The sequence below is a fragment of the Actinomadura rugatobispora genome, from assembly GCF_055379765.1.
This window is the reverse complement of record NZ_AP029191.1, coordinates 2069635-2093455: the sequence shown is the minus strand read 5'-3', so window position 1 is coordinate 2093455 and position 23821 is coordinate 2069635. Positions and strand designations below refer to the sequence as shown.

The 23821-nt window shown below is 71.4% G+C and carries 24 protein-coding genes and 1 riboswitch; of the genes, 8 read left to right on the top strand and 16 right to left on the bottom strand.

Annotated elements, in window-relative coordinates; all coding sequences use genetic code 11:
- Positions 1-78: 78 nt before the first annotated feature.
- The 6 genes from ACZ466_RS08745 to ACZ466_RS08720 form a co-directional block, all read right to left on the bottom strand.
- Positions 79-2571 carry an Hsp70 family protein gene (locus ACZ466_RS08745; protein WP_378286443.1) on the bottom strand — a complete coding sequence of 831 codons (2493 nt, stop codon included), beginning with the start codon at positions 2569-2571 and terminating at the stop codon, positions 79-81.
- Positions 2568-3266 (bottom strand): nucleotide exchange factor GrpE, encoded by a 699-nt coding sequence (locus ACZ466_RS08740; RefSeq protein ID WP_378286442.1) that lies wholly within the window; start codon positions 3264-3266, stop codon positions 2568-2570. Before ACZ466_RS08740 ends, ACZ466_RS08745 begins: the two co-directional genes overlap by 4 nt.
- Positions 3267-3645: 379 nt before the next feature.
- Positions 3646-4653: a glycine betaine ABC transporter substrate-binding protein gene (locus tag ACZ466_RS08735; RefSeq protein WP_378286441.1), complete on the bottom strand. Its 1008-nt coding sequence runs from the start codon at positions 4651-4653 to the stop codon at positions 3646-3648.
- Complete coding sequence (locus ACZ466_RS08730) at positions 4653-5489, bottom strand: ABC transporter permease (RefSeq protein ID WP_378286440.1); 837 nt, start codon at positions 5487-5489, stop codon at positions 4653-4655. The genes ACZ466_RS08735 and ACZ466_RS08730 overlap by 1 nt, the downstream gene beginning before the upstream one ends.
- Complete coding sequence (locus ACZ466_RS08725) at positions 5486-6757, bottom strand: ABC transporter ATP-binding protein (RefSeq protein WP_378286439.1); 1272 nt, start codon at positions 6755-6757, stop codon at positions 5486-5488. The genes ACZ466_RS08730 and ACZ466_RS08725 overlap by 4 nt, the downstream gene beginning before the upstream one ends.
- Entirely contained in the window at positions 6750-7397 is a 648-nt protein-coding gene (locus ACZ466_RS08720) for an ABC transporter permease (protein ID WP_378286438.1), read from the bottom strand. Before ACZ466_RS08720 ends, ACZ466_RS08725 begins: the two co-directional genes overlap by 8 nt.
- Positions 7398-7604: 207 nt before the next feature.
- On the opposite strand from ACZ466_RS08720, the gene ACZ466_RS08715 reads away from it, so the two are divergent.
- Complete coding sequence (locus ACZ466_RS08715) at positions 7605-8249, top strand: DUF1444 family protein (protein ID WP_378286437.1); 645 nt, start codon at positions 7605-7607, stop codon at positions 8247-8249.
- Positions 8250-8405: 156 nt separating this feature from the next.
- Positions 8406-9608, top strand: a complete 1203-nt coding sequence (locus ACZ466_RS08710; protein ID WP_378286436.1) for an amidase — start codon at positions 8406-8408, stop codon at positions 9606-9608.
- On the opposite strand, the gene ACZ466_RS08705 is transcribed toward ACZ466_RS08710, so the two are convergent.
- The gene (locus ACZ466_RS08705; RefSeq protein WP_378286435.1) at positions 9592-10035 is read right to left on the bottom strand and encodes a MarR family winged helix-turn-helix transcriptional regulator; all 444 of its coding nucleotides are present in this window, start codon (positions 10033-10035) and stop codon (positions 9592-9594) included. The two genes, ACZ466_RS08710 and ACZ466_RS08705, sit on opposite strands and share 17 nt — an antisense overlap.
- 138 nt (positions 10036-10173) lie before the next feature.
- On the opposite strand from ACZ466_RS08705, the gene ACZ466_RS08700 reads away from it, so the two are divergent.
- Together ACZ466_RS08700 and ACZ466_RS08695 are read left to right on the top strand one after the other, a co-directional pair.
- Positions 10174-11370, top strand: a complete 1197-nt coding sequence (locus ACZ466_RS08700; protein ID WP_378286434.1) for an MFS transporter — start codon at positions 10174-10176, stop codon at positions 11368-11370.
- Positions 11367-12011, top strand: coding sequence for a LysE family translocator (locus ACZ466_RS08695; protein WP_378286433.1), 645 nt, complete (start codon positions 11367-11369; stop codon positions 12009-12011). The genes ACZ466_RS08700 and ACZ466_RS08695 overlap by 4 nt, the downstream gene beginning before the upstream one ends.
- Positions 12012-12014: 3 nt before the next feature.
- Here ACZ466_RS08695 and ACZ466_RS08690 read toward each other — a convergent pair whose 3' ends face one another.
- The gene (locus tag ACZ466_RS08690; protein ID WP_378286432.1) at positions 12015-12239 is read right to left on the bottom strand and encodes a hypothetical protein; all 225 of its coding nucleotides are present in this window, start codon (positions 12237-12239) and stop codon (positions 12015-12017) included.
- A 34-nt stretch (positions 12240-12273) separates the two neighbouring features.
- Here ACZ466_RS08690 and ACZ466_RS08685 point away from each other — a divergent pair, with 34 nt between their 5' ends.
- Positions 12274-13089: an ATP-grasp domain-containing protein gene (locus tag ACZ466_RS08685; RefSeq protein ID WP_378286431.1), complete on the top strand. Its 816-nt coding sequence runs from the start codon at positions 12274-12276 to the stop codon at positions 13087-13089.
- Between the two features lie 11 nt (positions 13090-13100).
- On the opposite strand, the gene ACZ466_RS08680 is transcribed toward ACZ466_RS08685, so the two are convergent.
- The 3 genes from ACZ466_RS08680 to ACZ466_RS08670 form a co-directional block, all read right to left on the bottom strand.
- Complete coding sequence (locus ACZ466_RS08680; protein ID WP_378286430.1) at positions 13101-13292, bottom strand: DUF397 domain-containing protein; 192 nt, start codon at positions 13290-13292, stop codon at positions 13101-13103.
- A gap of 129 nt (positions 13293-13421) precedes the next feature.
- Positions 13422-13652, bottom strand: coding sequence for a DUF397 domain-containing protein (locus tag ACZ466_RS08675; protein ID WP_378286429.1), 231 nt, complete (start codon positions 13650-13652; stop codon positions 13422-13424).
- Between the two features lie 5 nt (positions 13653-13657).
- Complete coding sequence (locus ACZ466_RS08670; RefSeq protein WP_378286428.1) at positions 13658-14512, bottom strand: helix-turn-helix domain-containing protein; 855 nt, start codon at positions 14510-14512, stop codon at positions 13658-13660.
- Positions 14513-14680: 168 nt separating this feature from the next.
- On the opposite strand from ACZ466_RS08670, the gene ACZ466_RS08665 reads away from it, so the two are divergent.
- Both ACZ466_RS08665 and ACZ466_RS08660 read left to right on the top strand, forming a co-directional pair.
- Positions 14681-15151: an ATP-binding protein gene (locus ACZ466_RS08665; protein WP_378286427.1), complete on the top strand. Its 471-nt coding sequence runs from the start codon at positions 14681-14683 to the stop codon at positions 15149-15151.
- Positions 15152-15399: 248 nt separating this feature from the next.
- Entirely contained in the window at positions 15400-17760 is a 2361-nt protein-coding gene (locus tag ACZ466_RS08660; RefSeq protein WP_378286426.1) for a heavy metal translocating P-type ATPase, read from the top strand.
- Positions 17761-18161: 401 nt separating this feature from the next.
- Here the strand turns inward: ACZ466_RS08660 and ACZ466_RS08655 are convergent, their stop codons facing one another.
- From ACZ466_RS08655 to ACZ466_RS08635, 5 genes are all read right to left on the bottom strand, one after another.
- Positions 18162-19025, bottom strand: a complete 864-nt coding sequence (locus ACZ466_RS08655; RefSeq protein ID WP_378286425.1) for a hypothetical protein — start codon at positions 19023-19025, stop codon at positions 18162-18164.
- Between the two features lie 20 nt (positions 19026-19045).
- A complete protein-coding gene (locus tag ACZ466_RS08650) occupies positions 19046-19240 on the bottom strand; it encodes a hypothetical protein (RefSeq protein ID WP_378286423.1) in 195 nt (64 codons plus the stop codon).
- 21 nt (positions 19241-19261) lie between these two features.
- A complete protein-coding gene (locus ACZ466_RS08645) occupies positions 19262-20911 on the bottom strand; it encodes a tetratricopeptide repeat protein (protein ID WP_464044010.1) in 1650 nt (549 codons plus the stop codon).
- Positions 20871-21851 carry a serine/threonine-protein kinase gene (locus tag ACZ466_RS08640; RefSeq protein ID WP_464043147.1) on the bottom strand — a complete coding sequence of 327 codons (981 nt, stop codon included), beginning with the start codon at positions 21849-21851 and terminating at the stop codon, positions 20871-20873. The genes ACZ466_RS08645 and ACZ466_RS08640 overlap by 41 nt, the downstream gene beginning before the upstream one ends.
- Positions 21852-22114: 263 nt before the next feature.
- Positions 22115-22594: a general stress protein gene (locus tag ACZ466_RS08635; RefSeq protein WP_378282531.1), complete on the bottom strand. Its 480-nt coding sequence runs from the start codon at positions 22592-22594 to the stop codon at positions 22115-22117.
- Positions 22595-22713: 119 nt separating this feature from the next.
- On the opposite strand from ACZ466_RS08635, the gene ACZ466_RS08630 reads away from it, so the two are divergent.
- Complete coding sequence (locus ACZ466_RS08630) at positions 22714-23613, top strand: Asp23/Gls24 family envelope stress response protein (protein ID WP_378282532.1); 900 nt, start codon at positions 22714-22716, stop codon at positions 23611-23613.
- A gap of 28 nt (positions 23614-23641) precedes the next feature.
- Positions 23642-23813: riboswitch (cobalamin riboswitch) on the top strand.
- The last annotated feature ends 8 nt before the right edge of the window (positions 23814-23821 follow it).

The window sequence follows — 23821 nt, the reverse complement described above, 5'->3', positions numbered from 1 at the left end:
ACGGCCTTCCGGGAGCGGGCCCGGCCGCTGACGGCTTCGCGGACGCGGACGTGGGCGCGGGCATCGGCGGACCGCCCCTCACCGGCTGCGCCGGACGGTGCTGAACGGGTCGGGCGGGGGCGGCGGCGACGGCAGCAGCTCGCCGAGCGCGGCGTTGACCTGCCGCAGCGTGCCGACGTCGTTGGTCTCCACCGCGCGCCGCCCGGTCGCCAGCAGTTGCTCGGCCTCGCGCTGGTCGCGCATCTCCGGCTGGAGGGTGCGCAGCTCCTCGAAGGCGAGGAAGGCCAGGTCGCCGGACTCGTCCAGGACGCGCAGGGCCAGTTGCCGCAGCTCGGCGACGCGCTGCCGCAGCAGGTCGGCGTCGTGCGCGGCGATGGCCTCCTGGACCGCCTCCTCGGCGGCCTCCAGCGGCGCCTGGTGGGACGCCTTGCCGCGGTCGCGGACGATGTCGCGCACCGCCGGGACGAGCTCGCGGGCCTCCTGGACCAGCGCCGGCCACTCCAGCTCGTCCTCGACCTCGTCGGTCGCGGCCCGCAGGTCGCGCAGCCGGTTCTCGGCCGTGATGGACGCGCCCGGGTCGACGCGGGCGGCGTCGACCAGCTTGTCGAGGTCGGCCACGGTGTTCTCGTTGTCGATCCTGGCCAGCACCTGCTCGGCGCGCGGGTCGGCGAACTCCGACGCGCGCCGCCGGACCTGCGCGAGCCGCTGCTTCTCGGCGGCGACGTCGCGGGCCAGCCGGTCGGGGTCGGGGGCGGTCTCGCTCTGGAGGTTGATCGCGTGCTCGAACTCCTCGTCCAGCAGCGGGATGTAGGCGCGCGCGGTGACCAGCCGGGATTCGTCGATGAGGAGGGTGAGGTCGACCTCGCTGCCCTCCGGCACGTCCCGGCGGATCTGCTCGGGGATGACCTCCAGCCGGCCGATCTGCCGGTTGCGGTCGGCGCGGTGGTGCTCGCCCTCGACCACCGGGATCCGGATCATGCCCTCGCCTTCGCCGCGGCTGACCCCGATCGTGGTGCGCAGCACGATCCGGCGCCGCGCCGGCAGCGGCGTGCCCTTCTTCAGCAGCCACTCGACCTCGTTGTCGGCGAGCCCGATCCCGACCGAGTGGATCAGCGGCGGCTGGGTCTCCACGACCCCGACCGTGTAGGTCAGCGTGCCGGGGGTGATCGGCTTGAGCGCCCCGGTCGGGTCGCCGAACTCGATCTGGAAGGTGTTGGCGCGGCCCTTCTCGGCCCACAGCGTGGCGGTGAACGTGCCGTCGGGCCCCAGCGGGATCCGCCCGCTGCGCCATGCCGGCTTGCCCTTGTACTCGGGGTTGACGAACTCGACCGTGCAGCCGTCGGTGGCGCCGCCGGTGACCTTGCCGCCGATGAACGGCTCGATGTCGGGCCCGACCGGGCGGTACTCCAGCTCGATCGCGTACTCGCCGGCGGTCGGCGGGGGCGCGGCGGTGATCGTGTCGACCCGCTGGGTGCCGGCGAAGATCGCGGCGCCGCGGGCGACCGCGGTGATCGGGTCCTGGCTGTGGTCGAGCGGGATGCCCAGCCCCTCGCGCGGGTCGGCGAGCCGCCGCCGCAGGTACGGCGTCAGCGTCGGGCCGCCGACCAGCAGCGCCTTCTGGATGTCGCCGGGGCCGAGGCGGCTCTCCTCCAGCGCCTTGCGGCACAGGTTGACCGACCGGACGATGAACGGCTCCATCAGCCGCTCCACGTCGGCGCGCAGCAGGTCGTACTCGAACTCGACCAGCTGCCCGGAGTCGTCCTGCAGTTCGACGAGGATGCTCGTCGACTCGGCGCTGGACACCTGGATCTTGGCGGCCTCCGCGGCCAGCTTCAGCTTGTTGATCGCCGCGGACCACTTCGGGTTGCCGCGGCGCAGGTCGGTGAACTGGAACTCCCGCGCCACCGCCGGGACGAGCAGCTCCTCGACGATCGCCCAGTCGATCAGCTTGCCGCCGAGGAAGTTGTCGCCGCGGTGGTCGACGACGGTGAACTCGCCGTCCCGCACGCTGATCACGGCGGCGTCGAAGGTGCCGCCGCCGAAGTCGTACACCAGCCAGAACGCGTTCTCGTCATCGGTCTGGAAGCCGTAGGCCAGCGCCGCCGCGGTGGGCTCCTGCAGCAGCGGGGCGTGCGTCAGCCCGGCCAGCCCGGCGGCGCGCCGGGTCGCGTCGCAGGCGCTCAGGTCGAACGCGGCCGGGACGGTGATGACCGCCGCGGTGATCTCCTCGCCGGTGCGCTTGGCGACGTCCTGCCGCAGCGAGCGCAGCACCTCGGCCGACAGCTCCTCGGGCTCCATCGAGCGGCCGGTGGCCTCGAACACCTTGGGCTTCCCGGTGGTGCCCATCAGGCCCTTGAACTCCAGGCAGGTGTTGCCGGAGTCGCTCTCACCGCGCTGCTTGGCCGCCTGGCCCACGATGAGCCGGCCGCGGCGGTCGACCATCACCGCCGAGGGGGTGGTGTCGGAACTGAGGTCGTTCTTGACGATCTCGGCTTCCACGCCGTTGAGCCTGGCGATCGCGCTGTTGGTGGTGCCGAGGTCGATACCGAAGTCGATCGTGGTCCTGGTCATGTCGTGCGCGTTTCCTCCGTCGTGCCCGCTGCGGGCGCCTCGGGTGGGGGGTCGGGCGTTCCGACGATCACCTCGGCCATCTGGATCGAGTGGTCGCCCAGGTAGACGCCCGGCCGCACGGTCTCGATGATCTGCTCGCGGTGCAGGCCGGGGGTGGGCTGGTAGGCCACCACGGACATCGCCAGCCCGACGTCGAAGGGTTCGCCCGTGTGGTCCTTGATCTCGACTCCGGCGTCGGTGAGCGCGTCCCAGGCGGTCTCCAGGTGCCGGACGACGGCGCGCGGGGCGTCGTCCATCCGGTCCACCCGGGTGCGCAGCCGCCACAGGCTGGTGGCCACGTCGGCGAGGGAGCGCCCGGAGAGGCCACCGGGGCCGGTGTCGTCGTCGTCGTCCGCCGCCGCGCCGCCGGGCGCCGGGACGGGAAGGTCGGTGACCGTGTCGGCGGGGACGGTGTCCGCGCCTGCGACGGTGGCCGGGCCGGACCGTACGGCCGTGTCCGGCGGGGCGTCGGCCCTGTCGAGGGCCGCCGCCGCGGCTTCGGCCCGGGCGGCCTCGGCCCGGGCGGCCTCGGCCCGGGCGAGTTCGGTGAGAGCGGTGAGGGCGTCCGCGGGCCACGCGGACGCGTGGATTCTGAATTCCCGGGGATGCCGCCACTGCCGGAGTGCGGCCCCGGCTCCCGACACAACGCGCCCCATCCCCGTGAGTTCCTCCCGATCTTGTTCGATGCGAAGGTGATTTTCCCGCCGTTCAAGCGGGAATGTCCAGGGCGTTGTTCCTTGCGTTCGCGCAGCGCACGGGGCCCACTGGAGGGCCGGTGCGGCAGGGGCCGCGGAGCCCGCCGGAGGGTCCGGCCCGGAAACGCCCGCCTTCCTCCCGTTATCTTGATCGGCCCGTGCGGCCGCCGGTCGCCGGTCCGGAGCGGAAATCGGGGAGTGCCGATTGGTTCGGTTCGCGGCCTGTCCGGATCCGGCCACAATTCGCGGAAAAAGGCGCGGCGGAGCCGGACCATTGGCCGTCTCTTATTTCCCTTATGTTTCTTCTGTCTGATTAACGAGGTTTGGACGCCCGGACGGCCTAACGGATCAGGCCCTGCCTGCGCATCCAGTCGCGGGCCACGAACACCGGGTCCTCGCCGCCCACGTCCACCCGGCTGTTGAGATCGCGCAGCACCGCCGTGGACAGCTTCGGGCTGATCTGGGCGAACAGCGCGGTCAGCTCGGGATGCCTGCGCAGCACCGGCTCCCGCACCACCACGGCGGGGTTGTAGTTGGGGAAGAACCTCTTGTCGTCGGTCAGCGGCTGCAGGTCGAGCGCCTGGATCCGGCCGTCGGTCTCGTAGGCCTCCCCGAACACGCAGCTGCCCCGCACGGTGGCGTTGTAGATCACGCCCGCGGCCATCTGCCGCACGTTGCCCGCCGGGACGCTCGACCCGTACGCCAGCCCGTACCGCTGGAACATCCCGCGCATGCCGTCGTTGCGCGAGAAGAACTCCGACTCGACGCAGAACGTCCGCTGCCCGGCCGGGACCTTGGCCATGTCGTTCAGCGACCGCAGCCCGTACTTCCGCTGGGAGTCCCGCGTGACCACCATCGTGTAGGTGTTGTTGCCCGGGGACGGCGGCGCCAGCCAGGCGATCTTGTTGCGCTTCATGTCCAGGTCGCGGACGGCCTCGAACTGCTCGCGCGGGTCGGGGATCGGGTTCTCCTGGCCCAGGTAGTTGATCCAGCCGGTGCCGGTGTACTCCCAGGCCAGGTCGTTCTCGCCGGTGGTCACCGACTTGCGGGAGGTGACGCTGCCCTGGACGTTGGTGTGGTCGACCACGTCGGCGCCCGCGGCGGTGAGCGCCAGCACGGCGATCTTCCCCAGGATCAGCTGCTCGGTGAACTCCTTGGAGGTCACCCGGATCGTGGAGTCCTTGAACGAGGGGATCGGCCGGATGCTCCCGGGCTCGACGTCCGGCACGAACGCCGACGCCGGCTTCAGCCCGCAGCCCGCCAGCGTGAGGAGCGCGACGCAGGCCAGCAAGGCCGCCAGCGGCCCCCTCCCGGGTACCGGTTCGTGCGTACGGCGGTGGGGGCGCATCAGAGTCCCTTCGGCGACAGGAAGCGGGTGGCGATCCCGCCCAGCCAGTCGATGAGCAGGGCCAGCAGGGCCATCAGGACGCAGCCGGTGAGCAGCACCGGGGTCCGCTGGGTGGTGACGCCCGTGGTCACCAGGTCGCCCAGCCCGCCGCCGCTGATGAACGAGGCGATCGCCGCCGTCCCGACCATCAGGATCAGCGTCGTGCGGATCCCGGCCAGGATGACGGGCACGGCTAGCGGCAGCTCGACCCGCCCCAGCACGGCCGCCGACGACATCCCGATGCCGCGGCCCGCGTCCACGAGCGTCGGATCGACCTGCTGCAGGCCGACCATGGTGTTGCGCAGCGCGGGCAGCACCCCGTACGCGACCAGCGCCACGATCGCCGTCCAGAACCCGACGCCCCACAGCACCGCCAGCAGCACGACCATGCCGATGGACGGGGCGGACTGCCCGATGTTGGCGACGGCCAGCACCACCGGCGTGGCCGGGCGCGCCCAGCGGCGGCTCAGCAGCACCCCCGCCGGCACCGCGATGACCAGCACCAGCAGCGTGGCCACGGCGGTCAGCTCGATGTGCTCCCAGGTCTTCTGCGCGACGTAGCCCGGGGCCAGGCTGCGGGACTCGATGCTGTCGAGGTCGGCGTTCGCCACGTACAGCAGCCAGCCCGCGCCGACCAGCAGGATGAGCAGCGGCTCCAGCAGGGCCCGCCAGGAACGTCCGGCGGTGGGCGCGTGCAGCGCCGACGCGGCGTCGCCGGGCGCGAGCTCGGCGGCGCGCGGCGCGTCGGGCGGCGCGGGCCTGGCGGCGGTGGCCGTGGGGCCGGACGGTTCGCTCACGTGCCCGCCGCCTCCTGCTCCTGCCGGGGATCCTTCCGCCGCGTGCGGGTGCGCTCCTTCATCTCCTTGATGGCGTTCTGGAGCGTGCCGAGGGTGACGGTGCCGCGGTAGACGCCGCGCGCCCCCACGACCGGCACCCAGTCCTGCTCGATCTGGATCAGCGCCTCCAGCGCCTGCTGGAGGGTCAGCCGGCCGCGGATGGGCGCGGCGGTGGCCTCGCCGCGGTCGCCGATGGGACCGGACGCGCCCTCCAGATCCTCCTGGGTGATCCAGCGCAGCGGGCGGTGCCGCTCGTCCAGGACGATGCCGAAATCGCCGTCCTCCCAGGCGCCGATGCGGGCGCGGACGGTGTCGGCGTCCTCGTCCGGGGTCGCCTCGGGCACCTGGTACAGCGGCACGTCGGCGACCCGGCCGAACTTCAGCAGCTTCATGGCCTGGCCGCCGCCGAGGAACTGCTCCACGTACTCGCCGGCCGGGTTCAGCAGGATCTCCTGCGGCGTGCCGTACTGGGCGATCTGCGAGCCCTCGCGCAGGATCGCGATCCGGTCGCCCAGCTTCAGCGCCTCGTCCACGTCGTGGGTGACGAACACGATCGTCTTGCCGAGCTCCTCCTGGAGCTGGAGCAGCTCGTCCTGGAGGCGCTCGCGGGTGATCGGGTCGAGGGCGCCGAACGGCTCGTCCATCAGCATCGCGGGCGGGTCGGCGGCCAGCGCGCGGGCGACGCCGACCCGCTGCTGCTGGCCGCCCGACAGCTCGCGCGGGTAGCGGTCGCGGTAGACGGCGGGGTCGAGGGCGACCAGGCGCAGCAGCTCGTCCACCCGGTCGGCGATCTTCTGCTTGTCCCAGCCGAGCATCTGCGGGACCAGGCCCACGTTGGTGCCGACGGTCATGTGCGGGAACAGCCCGGCGTTCTGGATCACGTAGCCGATCTGGCGGCGCAGCTCGGTCGGGTCCAGGCTCATGGCGTCCTTGCCGGCCACGATGATCTTGCCCGAGGTGGGCTCGATCAGCCGGTTGATCAGCCGCATGGTGGTGGTCTTGCCGCTGCCGGACGGGCCCAGCAGCACCACGATCTCCCCGGCCGGGACGGTGAGCGTGATGTCGTCCACCGCGGGCGTCTCCTGGCCCGGGAAGCGTTTGGTGACGTTGATCAGCTGGATCCCGCCGTTGGCGGACTCGCTGACGGGTTCGGCGGCGGGTTCGGTGGCGGGTTCGGCGGGGCCCGGCGGGCCGGACGGGTCGGCGGTGTTGTCGGACGTGTCACGCACGGATGCCTCGCGAGGTGGTCAGGCGGCCGATCAGCAGGTAGCAGCCGTCGAAGAGCAGGGCCAGGAGGATGATGAGGAGCGTTCCAGCCAGCGTCATGTTGACGGCGTTGGCGCCGCCGAGCCGGCCCAGCCCGGAGAAGATCTGCTCGCCCAGCCCGGGCCCGGAGACGTAGGCGGCGATGGCGCCGACGCCCATGGCCAGCTGGGTGGAGACCCGCACCCCGGTCAGGATCACCGGCCAGGCCAGCGGCAGCTCCACCTTCAGCAGGATCGCGCGGCGGCTCATCCCGATGCCGCGGGCGGCGTCGACCAGCGTGGGGTCCACGCCGTTCAGGCCGACGATGGTGTTGCGCACGATCGGCAGCAGCGAGTAGAGCGTGAGCGCGACCACGCTGGGCGCCACGCCCAGGCCCAGCGGGGTGATGAGCAGCCCCAGCAGGGCCAGCGACGGGATGGTGAAGATCACTCCCGCGCCGCCGGTGGCGAAACCGGCCCAGCCCGGCCTCCGGTAGACCGCCAGGCCGATGAGCAGCCCGAGGACCAGCGCGGCCAGCACGCACTGGAAGACCATGCTGGCGTGCTGCCAGGTCTCGAAGAACAGCAGTTCGCGACGGCTGCTCAGATATTCCCAGAAGTTCACGATCCCTCCGGGTTCTTCGGTACCCCGGGTCGTGGGATCGCTCACCTCACGGCTTGATCACGATCCCATGAGCCTCATCAGTCACATCGGCCCCAGCGGTTACGGAACGGCGCGTGGCGCGGCGGTGGCGGGGCGTACGGCCGGAGGGCGCCGATCCCGGTAGTGTGATCCGCTCCGGAACCTCACCGGCCCCAGGAGGAACGTCCCGTGACCGAGCCGCGGACCAGTCTCATCGTCCCGCTGATGAAGGCCCGGGTACCGGCCGAAGTGCAGCTGGAGTTCCCGCTGCCCCCCGAGGAGGAGCCGATCCGCGACCCGTTCGCGGGCGACCTGTACATCACCTACGCGCTGGAGCTGTCCGGGGAGTCCGCGGCGGCCGAGGCGCTGCGGCCGGAGCCGGGCGGGCGCCGGTACGAGCACGTCGCCCGGCGGCACTGCGCGGAACTCGGGCTCGCCCCGGAGGAACTGCGCCGCCTGGCCACCGTCAACCTGCGCAACCTCCGTCCCGACCTGCGGATGAGCTGGTACCCCGACGCGCGCGCGGTGACGGTGTCGCTGGGGGAGGGCGGGCTGGAGGCGGGCCTGCTGCTGGACGACGGCTTCCTGGAGAAGCTCGCCCAGGACGTGGAGGGCGACCTGGTGGTGGCGACGCCCGGCCGGGACGTGTTCGTCGCGTCCGGCACCGGGCACCCCGACGGGGTCGACAAGCTGCGCTGGGCCGTCGAGCGGGTCTGGTCGGAGGACCAGGGCGACGGCGACCCGGACCCCGCCTGGAACGTCCCCGCCGGCCATCTGCTCACCCGCGAGCTCCGTGTGTGGCGCGAGGGCGTCTGGTCACCCCTCGGGGCCTGACCGGCTCACCGTTCCCTGCCGGGCAAGGTCGATCGCTGACCGGGTGGTCGTGCTCGCCGGCGGCCGCGCGCCGATCCACGATGCGACGCGGGCGCTCCGGGCGGGTACCGTGCACGAGATCACCAGGTGAGAGAGCGGTCGAACAGGAGGCGGGACATGGGCGGCATTGACGCGTTCACCGATGAGCGGGCGGTCCCCGGTCCCGTGTGGAGGGCGGTCGGCGACCCTCTGGTGCGCGGCGCCGGGGACGGGCCGCTCGCCGGGGTCCGCGTCGCGGTCAAGGACCTGTACGCGATCGCCGGGCAGCGGATCGGCGCGGGCAACCCCGACTGGCTGGCCGACGCTCCGGTCGAGGAGCGCAACGCGTGGGCCGTCCAGGCACTCCTTGACGCGGGCGCGGACATCACCGGGATCGCCCAGACCGACGAGCTCGCGTTCAGCCTGAACGGCACCAACAAGCACTACGGCACCCCGCCCAACCCCGCCGCGCCCGGCCGTATCACCGGCGGCTCCAGCAACGGGCCCGCCTCGGCCGTGGCGCTGGGCCTCGCCGACCTCGGGCTGGGCACCGACACGGCGGGGTCGGTGCGGGTGCCGTCCTCGCACTGCGGCCTGTACGGGCTGCGCACCACGCACGACCTGGTGTCCCGGGACGGGCTGCAGGCGCTGGCGGCCTCCTACGACACGGTCGGATGGTTCGCGCGGGACGCGGAACTGCTGGACCGGGCCGGGGACGTGCTTCTCCCGCCGGGCGAGCCGAAGCCGGTCGAGGGTTTCCTGGTGGCCGAGGACGTGCTGGCGCTGGCCGAGCCCGCGACGCGCGCGACGTTCGAGACGGAGTGCGCCGCACTCGGTCAGGACCGGCCGATCCGGCGCGTGGAGTCGCTGATGGGCGGGCGGCTGGAGGCGTGGTTCCCCGCGTTCCGGGCCGTGCAGGCGGCCGAGGCGTGGAAGCGGCACGGGGCGTGGATCGAGGCGCATCCGGGCTCGCTCGGCCAGGGTGTGATGGCGCGGTTCGCCGCCGGTCGCGACCTGGACCCGGCCGACCGCGACGCCGCGCAGAAGATCGTGGACGAGGCGCGCGAGACGCTGTGCGCCGCCGTGCCGCCCGGCACCGTGCTGCTCCTGCCCGCCGCGACCGCGCCCGCGCCCCCGGTGGACCTGGAACCGGCGGTCATGGAGGCCTACCGGGCCAGGACGCTGCGGCTCACCTGCCTGTCGTCGATCGCCGGGCTGCCCGCCGCCGTGCGCCCGATGCCCCCGGTCGACGGCCTGCCGGTCGGCCTGTGCGCCATCGGCGCCCGCGGCACCGACCGCGCCCTGCTCCGCCTCCTCAAGGAAGTCAGACCTTCAGGCTGAGCTTCTCCAGGGCCTCGACCAGCGGGGTCAGTTCGGGCAGGCCGGCGGCCTCGGCGAGGGCGTCGTCCAGGGCCTCGTTGTGCGTGGGGGCGGCCTTCTCCAGCAGGGCCCGCCCCTCCTCGGTGGCCTCGGCGTAGATGCCGCGCCGGTCCTCCTCCGACAGCACGCGGGTGAGGAGACCGCGCTTCTCCAGGCGGGTGACCAGCCGGGTGGTGGCGCTCTGGCTGAGCACCAGGATCGTCGCGAGCTGCTGCATGCGCGTGTGGCGGCCGTTGGGGCCGGCCAGGTGGTGCAGGACGCAGAACTCGTTCACGCTCAGGTCGTGCCGCTCCTGCAGGGCGCGCTCGATCTTCTCCTCGATGCGGGCCTGCAGCGCGGCCAGCGTCCGCCACCCCTGGGCGCGCGCCTCGACGGCGGCGCGTGACATGGCTCACCCCTCTCCTGTTTGCCTTCGCAGCTACTTGCGTGCTGAGATAGCAGGCGTCTGCAAGTATCCCGCGTGTGCAACTAATGCTCACGCTCTCTATCGGCGTCTGCCGCCCACCTTACCCGCGAGGAGACCGTCATGCCGCTCGCGCTCCTGGCGCTGGCCCTCGGGGCCTTCGGCATCGGCACCACCGAGTTCGTCATCGCCGGCCTGCTGCCCGAACTGGCCGCCGACTTCGGCACCTCCATCCCCGTCGCCGGCCTGCTCGTCTCCGGCTACGCCCTCGGCGTCGTCATCGGAGCCCCGCTGGTCACCGCCGCCGGGGCCCGGCTGCCCCGCAAGACCATGCTCGTCGGCCTCATGATCCTGTTCGTCGCCGCGCACTTCCTCTCCGCCCTCGCCCCCTCCTACGGCGCCCTCATGACCGGACGCGTCATCGCCTCCTTCGCGCACGGCGCCTACATCGGCCTCGGCGCCGTCGTCGCCGCCGACCTGGTCCGCCCGGAACGCCGCGCCAGCGCGATCGCCCTCATGTTCATGGGCCTGTCGCTGTCCAACGTGCTCGGCGTCCCGCTGGGCACCTTCGTCGGCCAGCACTTCGGCTGGCGCGCCACGTTCTGGGTCGTCACCGCCATCGGCGTGGCCGCGCTCATCGGCATCGCCGCCCTCGTCCCGCGCGGCGAACGGCCCCGGACCGGCCTGCGCCACGAACTGGCCGCCTTCCGCAGCGGACAGGTCTGGCTCGCCCTCGCCATGACCGCGCTCGGCTGGGCGCCCGTGCTGGGCGTCGTCACCTACGTCGCCCCGCTCCTCACCGAGGTCACCGGCTACTCCGGCGCCGCGGTGCCCTGGGTGATGGTGCTGCTCGGCGTCGGGATGCTGGTCGGCGGCCCGATCGGCGGCCGGTACGCCGACCGCGCCCTGATGCCCAGCGTGTACGCGCTGCTCGCCGCCCTCATCGCCGTCTCCGCCGTGCTGCTGCTCGCCGCCCACAACCGCGTCACGGTCGTGATCGCCCTGACCGTCTTCGGCGTCGTCGCGTCCGCCACGATCCCGCCGCTGCAGACCCGCGTCCTGGACAAGGCCGCCGGCGCCCAGGCCCTCGCCTCGGCCGCCAACGTCGCCGCGTTCAACCTCGGCAACACCGTCGGCCCCTTCCTGGCCGGTCTCGCGATCAGCGCGGGATTCGGCTTCACCTCCCCGCTGTGGGTGGCCGCCCTCCTGGGAACCGCCGGCCTGGCCGTGGCCCTCCTGTCCGGCGCCCTGGAGAGATCACCCGTGCCCGAAAATTCCGATGCGGACGCCCGAGACGTCCGCATACAGTTCCGCGCATGATCTCGACCGAACAACTGCTGGGCTTCTCCGCGATGGCGCTGGCCATCATCGTGATCCCGGGGCCCACCGTCCTGTTCGTGGTCGGCCGCGCCCTGGCCCACGGCCGCCGGACGGCGATGACCAGCGTCGCCGGCAACGAACTCGGGGCCCTGCTCATGACCGTCCTGGTGGCGCTCGGCATCGGCTCCATCGTGGAACGCTCGATCCTGGTCTTCACGGCCCTCAAGCTGATCGGCGCCGCGTACATCATCTACCTGGGCGTCCAGGCCTTCCGAAACCGCCGCTCCCTGGAGGGCGCCATGGACGAACTGGACGCCGGGCAGCGCAGGGGCAGCGCCCGCGAGCTGTGGCAGGGCTTCGTCGTCGGCGCGACCAACCCCAAGACGATCGTCTTCTTCGCCGCCGTCCTCCCGCAGTTCGTCGAGCGCGGCAACGGCCACGTCCCGCTCCAGATGATGATCTTCGGCCTGGTGTTCTGCCTGATCGCCCTGCTGTGCGACAGCGTCTGGGGCCTGACCGCCGCGGCCGCCCGCTCCTGGTTCGCCCGCTCCCCGCACCGCCTCGCCGCCGTGGGCGGCACCGGCGGCCTCATGATGATCGGCCTGGGCCTCACCGTCGCCACCACCGGCCGCAAGGACTGACCCTCAACCCTCGAGCGCAGCGGCCACCCGGAAATCAACCCGGACATCGCGATAGACGACCCGCGCCTCGACCCGTCCAGGCAGATTGACCCGATCGCTCCCGGACGCCGATTCCCCCGCAGGCTCCGCCCAATGCTCGACCCGAGTCCAAGGCTCCCGACGAAAGACCAGCTCTTCCGCCTCCACAGAAGCGCCGATCTCAACATCGGGCCGCTCCAGCTTCCCCATGGGAACCTCCCTCCGTTTGGTGGATCCGAACACCATGCCCGATCGTCTCAAGGCAATGCCGACGCTGCTCTTGTCCCCGCGCTACACCGCCGATTCCCGCACGCTCCGTACCGCCGCAGGCGTGGCCGGTTGGGGCGTGGAACGGCTGGGCGGCTGGCGTGCTCCCGGACGGCTGCGGGACCGCGACGTGGTCCTGTACGGGGAGCCGCTGTTCGTCGAGGTCATCGCCGCACAACTCGGCCGCGCGATGCTGGACGCCCCCGCCGACTGGCTCCCGAACCTCCCCGAACACCACCGGAAACGCCGGATCGAAACAACCACCCTGGGAGAGGCCCGAACCCGGAAAGGCCCGGCCTTCGTCAAACCGGCCGACGGACGCAAGGGCTTCGAAGGCGCCGTCTACACGAACGGCGCAGGCCTCCCGGATGCCCGTCCTGATGACACTCCCGTCCTGGTGGCCGACCCGGTGACCTGGGAGGTCGAGTTCCGCTGCTTCGTCCTCGAGGGCCAGGTGGCCACGCTCTCGCCCTACCTTCGTGAAGGCGAACTCGCGCAAACCGACGACGGCCACTGGCCGGCCTCTCCGGCCGAGCTCTCGCAGGCACAGGACTACGTGGCCGAACTCCTGGCCGAGATCGACGTCCCCCCGGCGATCGTCATCGACGTCGGCCGGATCGATGGGCACGGCTGGGCGGTCGTCGAGGCCAACAGCGCCTGGGGCGCGGGCGTATACGGCTGCGACCCGACGCGCGTCCTCGACGTCCTGGCCCGAGCCTGCGTCCCTCGCGCCAGCCTCACCCCGAACGACACCCGCTGGGCCACCGACCCCGTAGAACTGGACGACCGCTGATCAGGAGCGTTTCACAAGTCGTAACGCCCACCCTTGATGCGCTGATTGAGCGACCGCCAGGCAGCCCCACTGAGCACAAACTTCGGCCCGCCGGGGTCCTTGGAGTCACGCACGGCCACGGCCCCGGGCAGGGAGACCGCCTCCACGCAGTTGTACTCCGCGCTGTAGCTGGACTTGCGCCACGTGACCAGCGAGATGTCCAAGGGATTTCACCTCTCGTAGGCGACGGCGATCGACTCGATGAGTTCAAGTGAGCCGGACGAGCAGCCGTGGCGACGCTCGGCTACCTCTAGTGCCGCCACACTGCTGGTCGTCAAGAAGCGGGCCGCGACTTAGGAGTCGTAGCGGCCGTTCTTGATGCGTTGGTTGAGTGATCGCCAAGCGTTGCCGGTGAGGAGAAGCTTCGGCCCGGCGGGGTCCTTGGAGTCACGTACGGCGATTCCTCCGCCGCCGTGGTGGGCCACTTCAACACAGTCGCCTGTGTCGCCGGTGTAGGTGCTCTTCCGCCAAGCGCCTGCGGTGGGCGAGGAGAGTGTGCACGAGCCGTCCCGTTCGAGACTCAAACCGTTCAGATCTCCTTACTGACAGCAGCGATCAGCCGTGCCGACCTCCCGGTCGGCAGGGCGGATGCCCTCAAATGGTTGTATGAGGACCTATAGTGTCCCACCTCTTCTGGAAGTTCCAGGTAGATGCCGCCGGTGAGATTTTCAATGTGAACAACCTCGGGCAAGCCGGTTCCCGCGAAGGTCAGGATGCTGAACGGGCTGTACATGCCGGTCGTGGCATCGGCCGTGAAGGGGAGGACCTGCACGGTGACGTTGGGCAGCTCGGAGATCTCCAGCAGGTGCCGAAGCTGCCCCTGCATCACCGCGATTCCACCGATCTGCTGCCGTAGAGCGGCTTCGCCGACGATCGCCCAAAGGTGAACGGGCGTGGCTCGCGTGAGGATGTCTTGGCGAGCGGTGCGGATCTCTACGAAGCGTTCTACCTCCTCTTTTGATTGCTGCATCCGGCTGGCGCCTATGACGGCCATGGCGTACGCGCGGGTCTGCAGGAGCCCGGGCAGGAGTTGCGGTTGGTAGACGTCGATCTCATCGGCTGTGCCCTCAAGGCTGAGCAGGTCGGCGAACGGGTGACTCAACTCCCCGCCGTATGCCCGCCACCACCCGCGTTCGCGCAGGCTCTTCGCGAGCTTGATGAGTGTCGTGCGTTCGTCTGCGTCGGTGACGCCGTACAGGTCAAGTAGATCTTGGACGTCACCCCAGTGTGCGCGGATCAGTCCGTTCTCTATCCGGCTGACCTTTGAGGCTGGCCAGCCGAGCTGTTGAGCGACTTCGTCGCCGGTCAGGTCAGCGTTCTTACGTGCTCTGAGTAGGGCGTCCCCGAGCCATTTGCTCCGGATCGTCCGTCCTGCGGGTGCCATCCGCCCTCCCTGTGTGGCGAGCAATATTTCACTTGAAGAAGCTTGCTCATTTGGTGATCTTCCGTCATTGTGGCAGAGGTCTCTTCACTGTGTGTCTGGTTCTGGCGACGCAAAGTCATGATCGAGGTGAATCGGATGTGGGTATCAGTGGCTCGGCAGCAGGGATATGTGGACGCATCTCCCTGGGCCGTGCGGGTCTGGCGTCTGCCATCAGGGCGGGCGGAGCACCGGGCGCGGGTGATCGTCCGGGATCTTCTCTGCCGTGCGGGCGTCGCGCCGGAGCGGGTGGCCGACTCCGAGCTGGTCGCGGCCGAACTCGCCGCCAACGGGGTACGGCACGCCGAGCCGCCGTACGAACTGCGCGTGCTGTTCGCCGGTACGGACCGCCGGCCGGTCTGGTGCGAGCTGGCCGATGCGGACCCCTTCTTCGGGCGCGTGCCCGAGCTGCTGCGCGAGCCGTCCGTCACGCCCGAGCCGGACGGGGACCTGGACGCCGTCATCGCGGCCCTCAGCCTCGGAGGGCGGGGCCTTTCCCTGGTAAGCGGCCTGACCGGCGGCCACTGCGCCATCTACTCGACGAGGACGTGCAGCCGACCGGGCCTGGGGAAGGCGGTCGGCTTCGCCCTGCCCGGCGCGTGACGGAGACCCGCTCTGTTCCTGGTGCGGCGGTCCGAGATCGTGATCTGGGCATCGGCGGGCCACTGGGCGGCGTGGAGGATGTCGACCTGGGAGTCCCGGCTCGGATCTCCGGAGGCCGCCTCGCGGAACGCGTCAGGCGGTGTCGTGCTTGGCCCCGGTCACCTAGGGAAGAGTGCGACGGCCGGCGGGAGCGCGGAATACCCTCACGGGGTATAGGTTTATATGGGGGACGAGAGAGGAGGTCGGCCATGCACCACGGCGCGAATCCGCCGACGGACCAGGAGAAGCAGCAGGTGCCCGGCTCGGGCAAGGACCGCGGCGTCGCCGTTCTCGACGTGAGCGGTCTGAACTGGGCGTCGGAGCAGAACGTCGTCACCTCCGTGCTGGGCCGCCGTCCAGGAGTGCTGGAAGTCGAGGCCAATCCCGTCTCCCAGACCGCCACGGTCGTGTTCGACCCGGCGCGTACGTCGCTGGCGGAACTGCGACGGTGGGTGACCGAGTGCGGTTATCACTGCGCCGGGCAGTCGGTGCCCTCCCACATCTGCGATCCGATGGCCGAACCGGACCCGCCCGCGGCCGAGGCGGTGGAGGCCCGGTCGCCGCACGAGGCGATGGGGCACGGCGGGCACGGGGCGATGTCGATGGCGGCGATGGTCGCCGACATGCGCAACCGGTTCCTGGTGGCGTTGCTGTTCTCCATCCCGATCGTGATCTGGTCGCCGATCGGAGAGGAGGTGCTCGGCCTGGACGTCCCGACCCCGTTCGGGCTCCGCCAGGACGTGTGGGCGCTGCTGCTGAGCCTGCCGGTGATCTTCTACTCGTCCTGGATCTTCTTCGACGGTGCCGTCCGCGCGCTGCGGGCCCGCACGCTGGACATGATGGTGCTGGTCGCCGTCGCGGTCGGGGCCGGCTGGCTGTACTCACTGGTGATCACCCTCACCGGAGGCGGCGAGGTGTTCTACGAGGCGGCCACCGTGCTGGCGGCGTTCGTGCTGCTGGGGCACTGGTTCGAGATGCGGGCCCGGGGCGGCGCCAACGACGCCGTCCGCGCCCTGCTCGACCTCGCGCCGCCCAGGGCCGTGGTCATCCGCGGCGGCGAGCCGGTCGAGGTGCCCACCGCCGAGGTCGCGGCCGGGGACCTGCTGCTGGTGCGGCCGGGTACCAAGATCGCCGTGGACGGGGTGGTCGAGGACGGGGACAGCGAGGTCGACGAGTCGATGGTCACCGGCGAGAGCCTGCCGGTGCGCAAGGCGCCCGGTGACACGGTCATCGGGGCGACCATCAACGCCAACGGCACCCTGCGCGTGCGCGCCACCAAGGTCGGCGCCGACAGCGCCCTGGCGCAGATCGTCAAGCTCGTCCAGCAGGCGCAGAACTCCAAGGCCCCCGGCCAGCGGCTCGCCGACCGGGCGGCGTTCTGGCTGGTGTTCGTCGCCCTCATCGGCGGTGCCGCGACGCTGGCGACCTGGCTGCTGACCGGCAGCGCCTTCTCCACCGCGATGCTCTTCGCCATCACGGTGGTCGTCATCACCTGCCCGGACGCCCTCGGCCTGGCCACCCCGACCGCGATCATGGTCGGCACCGGGCTGGGCGCCAAGCGCGGCGTGCTGTTCAAGAACGCCATGGCCCTGGAGACCTCCGCCCGCGTCCAGACCGTCGTGATGGACAAGACCGGCACGCTCACCAAGGGCGAACCCGAGGTGACCGACGTCGTCACCGACGGGCTGGAGGAGACCGAGTTGCTCCGGCTCGTCTCCGCCGTGGAACGCGAATCCGAGCATCCCCTCGCGCAGGCCATCGTCGCCTACGCCGCCGGACGCGGGCTGGACGCCGTCCGGGCCGAGCGTTTCGAGAACGTCCCCGGGCACGGTGCCATCGCCGAGGTCGGCGGGCGGCGCGTCCTGGTCGGCAACCGCCGCCTGCTCGAACGCGAGGGCGTCGATCTCGGCCCGCTGGCCGCCCGCCGCGACGAGCTGGCCGCCACCGGACGCACCGCCGTGATCGCCGCGATCGACGGCCGTGCGGCTGCTCTGATCGGCGTCGCCGACGCCCCGCGCGAGACCTCCGAGGCGGCCGTCGCCGCGCTGCACGACCTGGGCGTCCAGGTCGTCATGCTGACCGGCGACAACCGGGCAACCGCCGAGCGCATCGCCGCGAGGCTGGGCATCGACACCGTGATCGCCGAGGTGCTGCCCGGTGACAAGGCGGCCAAGATCGCCGAGCTGCAGCGCGACGGACGCAAGGTCGCCATGGTCGGCGACGGCGTCAACGACGCGCCCGCGCTGGCCCAGGCCGACCTGGGCATCGCCATCGGCGCCGGAACCGACGTGGCCATCGAGACCGCCGACGTGGTGCTCATGCGCTCCGACCCGCTGGATGTGCCCACCGCCCTGCGCGTCGGCCGCGGAACGCTGCGCAAGATGCGGCAGAACCTCGGCTGGGCGATCGGCTACAACGCCATCGCGCTGCCCATCGCCGCCGGGGTCTTCGAACCCGGCCTCGGCCTCGTCCTGCGCCCCGAGATCGCCGCGCTGTCGATGTCCGGTTCCAGCCTGATCGTCGCCGTCAACGCCCTCGCCCTGAGGCGACTGCGCCTGCCCGCCGGCTGAATCGTCGCGCTGGGGGCCGGCAGGTCAGGGGACTTCGGCGGCGATGTCCGAGCGGCCTGCTGGAGGCTCCTGCGATGGCCGGTTCGTCGGGGAGGGAGACCACCGCGATCGCGGCGATGGTGCCGCGAGTGTAGCCGTTGCGGCGGGCCTCGGTGACCTCGGGGCGCTCGCCGGGCCGGGTCTCCGGTCGGATGCTCGCGCGGCAGGCCGCGGTCGATCGCACCGAGGTGATGATCCCGGCCGCCACACCGTGTTGAGCGTCGGCGACGACGTGAGGGCGACGCGGTTGTCGGCGTCCCCTGCTCCGGCATCCGTTCGTCGACGTGCTGTTCTCGATCCTGGAACGGGAGACGGTCGCGCTCTTTGAGGACCCGGTGTACCGGTGCTGGAAGGGCGTCTGATCAACGGGACGAGCGGGCGTTGATGCCCAGGCCGTGGAAGGTGATGTAGTACTCGTCGCCCTCGGGGGTCTCGTTCTGGGTGCCGTGCATGATCTTCAGGTCTTCCGGGGAGGCCACGCCTGCGGCACGGGCGGTGGCCACGGCTGTCGCGGCGAGGGCGGCCCCGTCCACGTGGCCGATGGCGCCGCCGATGAGGCGCCATTCGGGGTAGTCGAACCATGGGTCGTCCCCTTCGAGGGGCCCGGGGATCCAGCCGAGGGCGGGGAAGTCGGCGGAGCCGGCGCCGCCGATCAGGAGCCGATCCTCGTGGGGGTAGATGTCGAGGAGAAGCCCTCCGTGGATGGCGGGGACGAGAGGTAGGCCGAGGGCGCGCTGCTCCGCTGAGACGGTCGAGAGCCAGGCGGCGAAGGCGCGTTCGAAGACGTCCCAGTCCTTCGCCTTCCAGGGGGTGGGGCTGGAGTCGTCCGGCTGGAGGTGGGCTATGAAACCGTCCCGTCCCTGGTGCTTCGGCCAGTTGTCGGTGAGGACCAGTTCCGGGCCGCTGGCGCCGGCGCGTAGTTCGATGCTCTGGGGCCAGAGCAGGTAGGGGTTTCCCCAGGTGTTGGGTGCTCCGTGGCTTCCGATGGTGGAGGCGGGGCCTAGCGCCTTTCTGAGGACTTGGGCCGCGCGCCGGAAGCAGTCCGCCTGTGCCAGGGCGGACGGGTCGGCGGTTCCGACCGGGACGGCGAGTTCTCCGTCCAGGAAGCGCGCGTCGGCGGTGCCCCGGTTCCGCAGGGCGTCGGGGCTCCAGTCCCCGGGGGATGAGTCGCGCAGCCGCAGGGCCAGGTCCGCCAGTTGGTCGTCCGGGACGATGTGGATCTCCATCCGCGGGATGATAGAGGGGATCAGGTTTCACGCCAGGCGAGCTTGATGAGGCGGTTCTTGGCGTCCTCGGCGACCTCGGCGTCGGCGACGACGCGAAGGCGCCAGGGGCGGCGGCCGTCCTGGAACGCGAGACCGTAACGCTTCTGAAGGACCCGGTATATCGGTGCTGGCAGCACGTTGAGGGCTGACCAGGGGTCCTGCGCGATGCACGCCACGACCATATGCCGGGGACAAGATCATCTATTGAAAAGATTCCACCGTTTGAGGGGATTCTCGGCCCTTCTTGTCCAGTATGCGAGGTTGCGGCGGGTTCGCAGGGTGTCGGGGTCGTCGGGGCCGAGTACCCGTTCATAGTGCGGGAGCAACTCCGCGTGCAGGTCGCGTGCGGTCGCCGCGTCCCCGGCCTTCCCCGTCCAGTGGGCGAGGTTGAGGCGGGTGCCCAGGGTGTGGGGGTGGTCGGGGCCGAGTATTCGTTCGCGATCGGGGAGGAGTCGGGCGAGCAGGTCGCGTGCGGTCGCCGCATTCCCGGCCTCCCCCGTCCAGTCGGCGAGGCCGAGGCGGACGTCCAGGGTGTCGGGGTGGTCGGGGCCGAGTACTCGTTCGCGATCGGGGAGGAGCCGGGCGAGCAGGTCGCGTGCGGCCGCCGCGTCCCCGGCCTCCCCCGTCCAGTCGGCGAGGTTGAGGCGGGTTTGCAGGGTGTGGGGGTGGTCGGGGCCGAGTACTCGTTCGCGATCGGGGAGCAGCTTGGCGTGCAGGTCGCGTGCGGCCGCCGCGTCCCCGGCCTTCCCCGTCCAGTCGGCGAGGTTGTGGCGGGTTTGCAGGGTGCTGGGGTGGTCGGGGCCCTGGACTCGTTCGCGATCGGGGAGCAGCTTGGTGTCCAGGTCGCGTGCGGCTGCCGCATTCCCGGCCTTCCCCGTCCAGAGGGCGAGGTCGTGACGGTTGCCCAGGGTGTCGGGGTGGTCGGGGCCGAGCACCCGTTCGCGATCTGGGAGGAGTTGGGCAAGCCGGTCGCGTGCGCCTGCCGCATTCCCGGCATCCCCCATACAGCCGGCGAGGTTGTGGCGGGTGTTCAGGGTGTGGGGGTGGTCGGGGCCGAGTACTCGTTCGCGATCGGGGAGGAGTCGGGCGAGCAGGTCGCGTGCGGCCGCCGGATTCCCGGCCGCCCACGTCGAGAGGGCGAGGTTGTGGCGGGTGTTCAGGGTGTCGGGGTGGTCGGGGCCGAGTACTCGTTCGTGATCTGGGAGGAGTCGGGCGTACAGGTCGCGTGCGGCCGCCTCGTCGCCGGCTTCCCTCGTCCAGTGGGCGAGGTCGTCGAGAGTGTTCAGAGTGTGGGGGTGGTCGGGGCCTTGCAGTCGTTCGCGGTCGGTGAGGAGCTGGGCGTGCAGGTCGCGTGCAGCCGCGGCATCACCGGCCTTGCCCGTCCACTTGGCGAGGCCGTGGCGGATGTTGAGGGTGTCGGGGTGGTCGGAGCCCTGCAGTCGTTCGCGATCGGTCAGGAGCCGGGCGAACAGGTCACGTGCAGCCACCGCGTCCCCGGCCTCCCCCGTCCATTGGGCGAGGCCGTGGCGGGTGTACAGAGTGTGGGGGTGGTCTGAGCCCTGCACCCGTTCGCGATCGGTGAGGAGCTGGGCGAACAGGTCGCGTGCGGCCACCGCATCCCCAGCCGCCCCTATCCATTGGGCGAGGTGGTAGCGAGTGTCCAGAGTGTCGGGGTGGTCGCGGCCGAGCACCCGTTCATAGCTCGGGAGCAACTCGATGAGCAGGTCGCGTGCGGCCGCCGCGTCCCCGGCCTCCCCCGTCCATTGGGCGAGGATGTGGCGGGTGTGCAGGGTGTCGGGGTGATCGTCACCCAGTACTCGAACACAGTCGGTCAGCAGATTCTGCAGGGCGGTGACGGCGGTGTCGTAGCGGCCCGCCCGGCCCTCCCTCTCGGCTTGGTCGGCGCGTGCTCGCAGGGCCTCGAGGCGGTCGGGGTGGTGCGGGTCGGTGCGCCGGCGCCACAGGTCGTGCAGGCGGGCGGCCACGGCGGCGGCGTCGGGGGGGCCGCTGGTCGGGCTCCTTGGCCAGCAGCTTCCGCAGGTACTCCTCCAGTTGGGGAGGGGTGTCGGGGCGCAGCGTGCGGGCCGGGGGCGGGGGTGCGGCCAGGTGCTGGGTGACCACCGCGCGGGCGTCGTCGCCGGTGAAGACGTGGCGGCCGGTCAGCAACTGGAACACGGTGGCGCCGAGGGCGTACAGGTCGGCGCGGTGGTCGACGGGCTGCCCCATGATCTGCTCGGGCGCCATGTAGGCCAAGGTGCCGATACTGGCATCGCCGGTCAGGCCGGTGGTGGCGCCGTGCAGCCGGGCGATACCGAAGTCGCAGACCTTCACCGTCCCGTCGCCACTGAGCATGAGGTTGGCGGGCTTGACGTCGCGGTGAACGATCCCGGCGGCGTGCGCGGCGGCCAGGCCCTCGGCGGCCTGCGCCCCGTACTCCAGCACATCCTCGATCGGCAGCCCGCCGGGATGGTCGCGCAGCAGGCTCTTCAGATCACGGCCGTGCAGGAACTCCAGCACCAGATAGGACAGCCCGTCATGCTCGCCGACGTCATGGACGACGGCGATGTTGCGGTGCGCCAGCCGCGCCGCCGCCCGCCCCTCCCGCTCGAACCGGGCCAGCGCCTGCTCCCGGAGGGAGCCGTGCATCAGATGCGGTTGCAGCACCTTGACCGCCACCGGCCGGTCCAGCCGGAGGTCCTCGCCTCGCCACACCTGGCCCATGGCGCCCTCACCCAGCAGCTCGGCCACCCGATACCGGTCCGCCACCACGGCACCCTCAACCAGCAACCCGCAACCTCCGGCCCACATCCGCTGGCAACGGCTCCAAACCGCCAAAGACCCGACCCCAACCTACGGCCCAGGAGCCCAAAAGCCACGACGAGCCGCAAAGTAGGCGGTCAACCGGTTCGAGCCGTGCGGAGAATCGGAACGGTGGTCAGCGGATGGGGACCCGGGAGCAAGCGGACAATCCAACGATCCTGCCCCGGAACCGCAATTCCCCAGGAATTCACAGGTCGGAGGGTGCTCGGCCGTCGTGGGATCGCGTCCGGTCAGTCTTCGCGCCAGGCGAGCTTGATGAGCATGTTCTTGGCGTCCTCGGCGACCTCGGCGTCGGCGACGACGTCGTAGCGGCCGGCGACGATCTGGCTGCGGGAGGTGAAGTCGCGGCGGCCGCCGGTGACGGCGTGGGCGATGAAGCCGAAGACCGCCCCGAAGACGGCGCCGAACAGGACGCCGCCGAGCAGCAGCCCGAACACGTCGCTGTGGTTGGCGGTGAACAGGGTGAGCAGGAGGCCGACCAGTAGGCCGAACCAGGCGCCGCTGCCCGCGCCGGCGAGGGCGGCGCGGCCCTTGGTGAGGCGGCCCAGGACGGTCTCGACCATCTTCAGGTCGGAGCCGATGATCGCCGTTCGTTCGACCGGGAACTTCTCGTCGGACAGGAAGTCGACCGCTCGCTGAGCGCCCTCGTACTTGCCGTAGGACCCGACGACCGGACGGTCGGTCGCGGGAGGGACCGCTTGGGTGGACATGCCGTCCCCCTACCCAGGGATTTCCCGGACGCACCTGTTCGGGCGGTCTTGTCCCTCCTTGATCGTCCAGGCGCGTAGCCTGCGGTCCAGGGCGGCGCGACATCGGGGAGTGACGGGCGTTGGACGCGCAGGAGTTGGAGTCGTACCGGCGGTTCGCCGGGGTCGCGGTGGGCGGGGTGCCGCTGCTGATCGCCTTGGTGGCGGGGTACGTCCCGGTGTGGCGGCGCGGGTTCGCCACCGAGCGGACCGATGAGGTGCGGGGCACCTGGTACGGCGGGATGGTCGGCTTGGCGGTCGTCCTGATCGCGGTGGGCCTGGCCGGGTTCATGCTGCATCTCCAGGCGACGGAGGGCGCCGCGCTCCTGGAGGAGCCGTTCTGGACCGGCCTGCGGGACGGGGCGATCATCGTCGGGGTCGTGCTCGGCGTGCTGATGATCATCCTGCTGTGGGTGCTGCGCAAGATCGTCATGGTGGTGCGAGGAAAGACCCCGTACAGCCCGTTCGAGAAGCTGGGCTCCGGGGAGCTGCGCGGGCGGTTCAAGGAGGAGCGAAACGCGTTGCGGGAGCGGCTGGAGGCCGGGGTTCCCGGCGGGCCCGCGCGGGAGCAGGCGGTCGCGTGCCTGGAGGCGGCCGACACGATCACGAAGGAGCTGGCACCCCGGGCGGTCGCGTACACGGGCGGTTGGCCGGATCATTTCGTGGCGGTCGTGCTGTGCCGGGTGGCGCGGATGGTGCTGGACACCGGCGTCCCCGTGGACGGGAACGTGCCGTTCTGCTGGCTGAACCCCCTGCACGGACCCGCGACCGCGGTGTACGGCCAGGAGGCCCGGCCCCGCCCGCTGTGCGGCGGCTGCCTGGAGGAACTGGGTGCGGACCCCCAGCGCGAGGTGCACCCATTGCATGTGCCGCACCGGGACGGCGGCTGGCAGCCCTACCTGCTCGGGGTGTACTTCGAGGAGCGGCGCGGCCTCGATCATGTGTTCCGGCGCGTCCGGGAGAAGCAGCGGGCCCGCGCCTAGGGGTGCTGACTTCGCATATGGGGCGCGGGCTACGATGGCGGGCGACGGCGGGTGAGGAATCCGGTGTGAATCCGGAGCTGTCCCGCAACTGTGACCGGGGAGTCCTCTCTCGCTCAGGGCCACGGCGGAGACGCTGGAAGGCCGGGGGAGGACGCCGATCCGGGAGCCAGGAGACTCCGTGCCGTCGCCGACCTCTTCACCGAGCCGG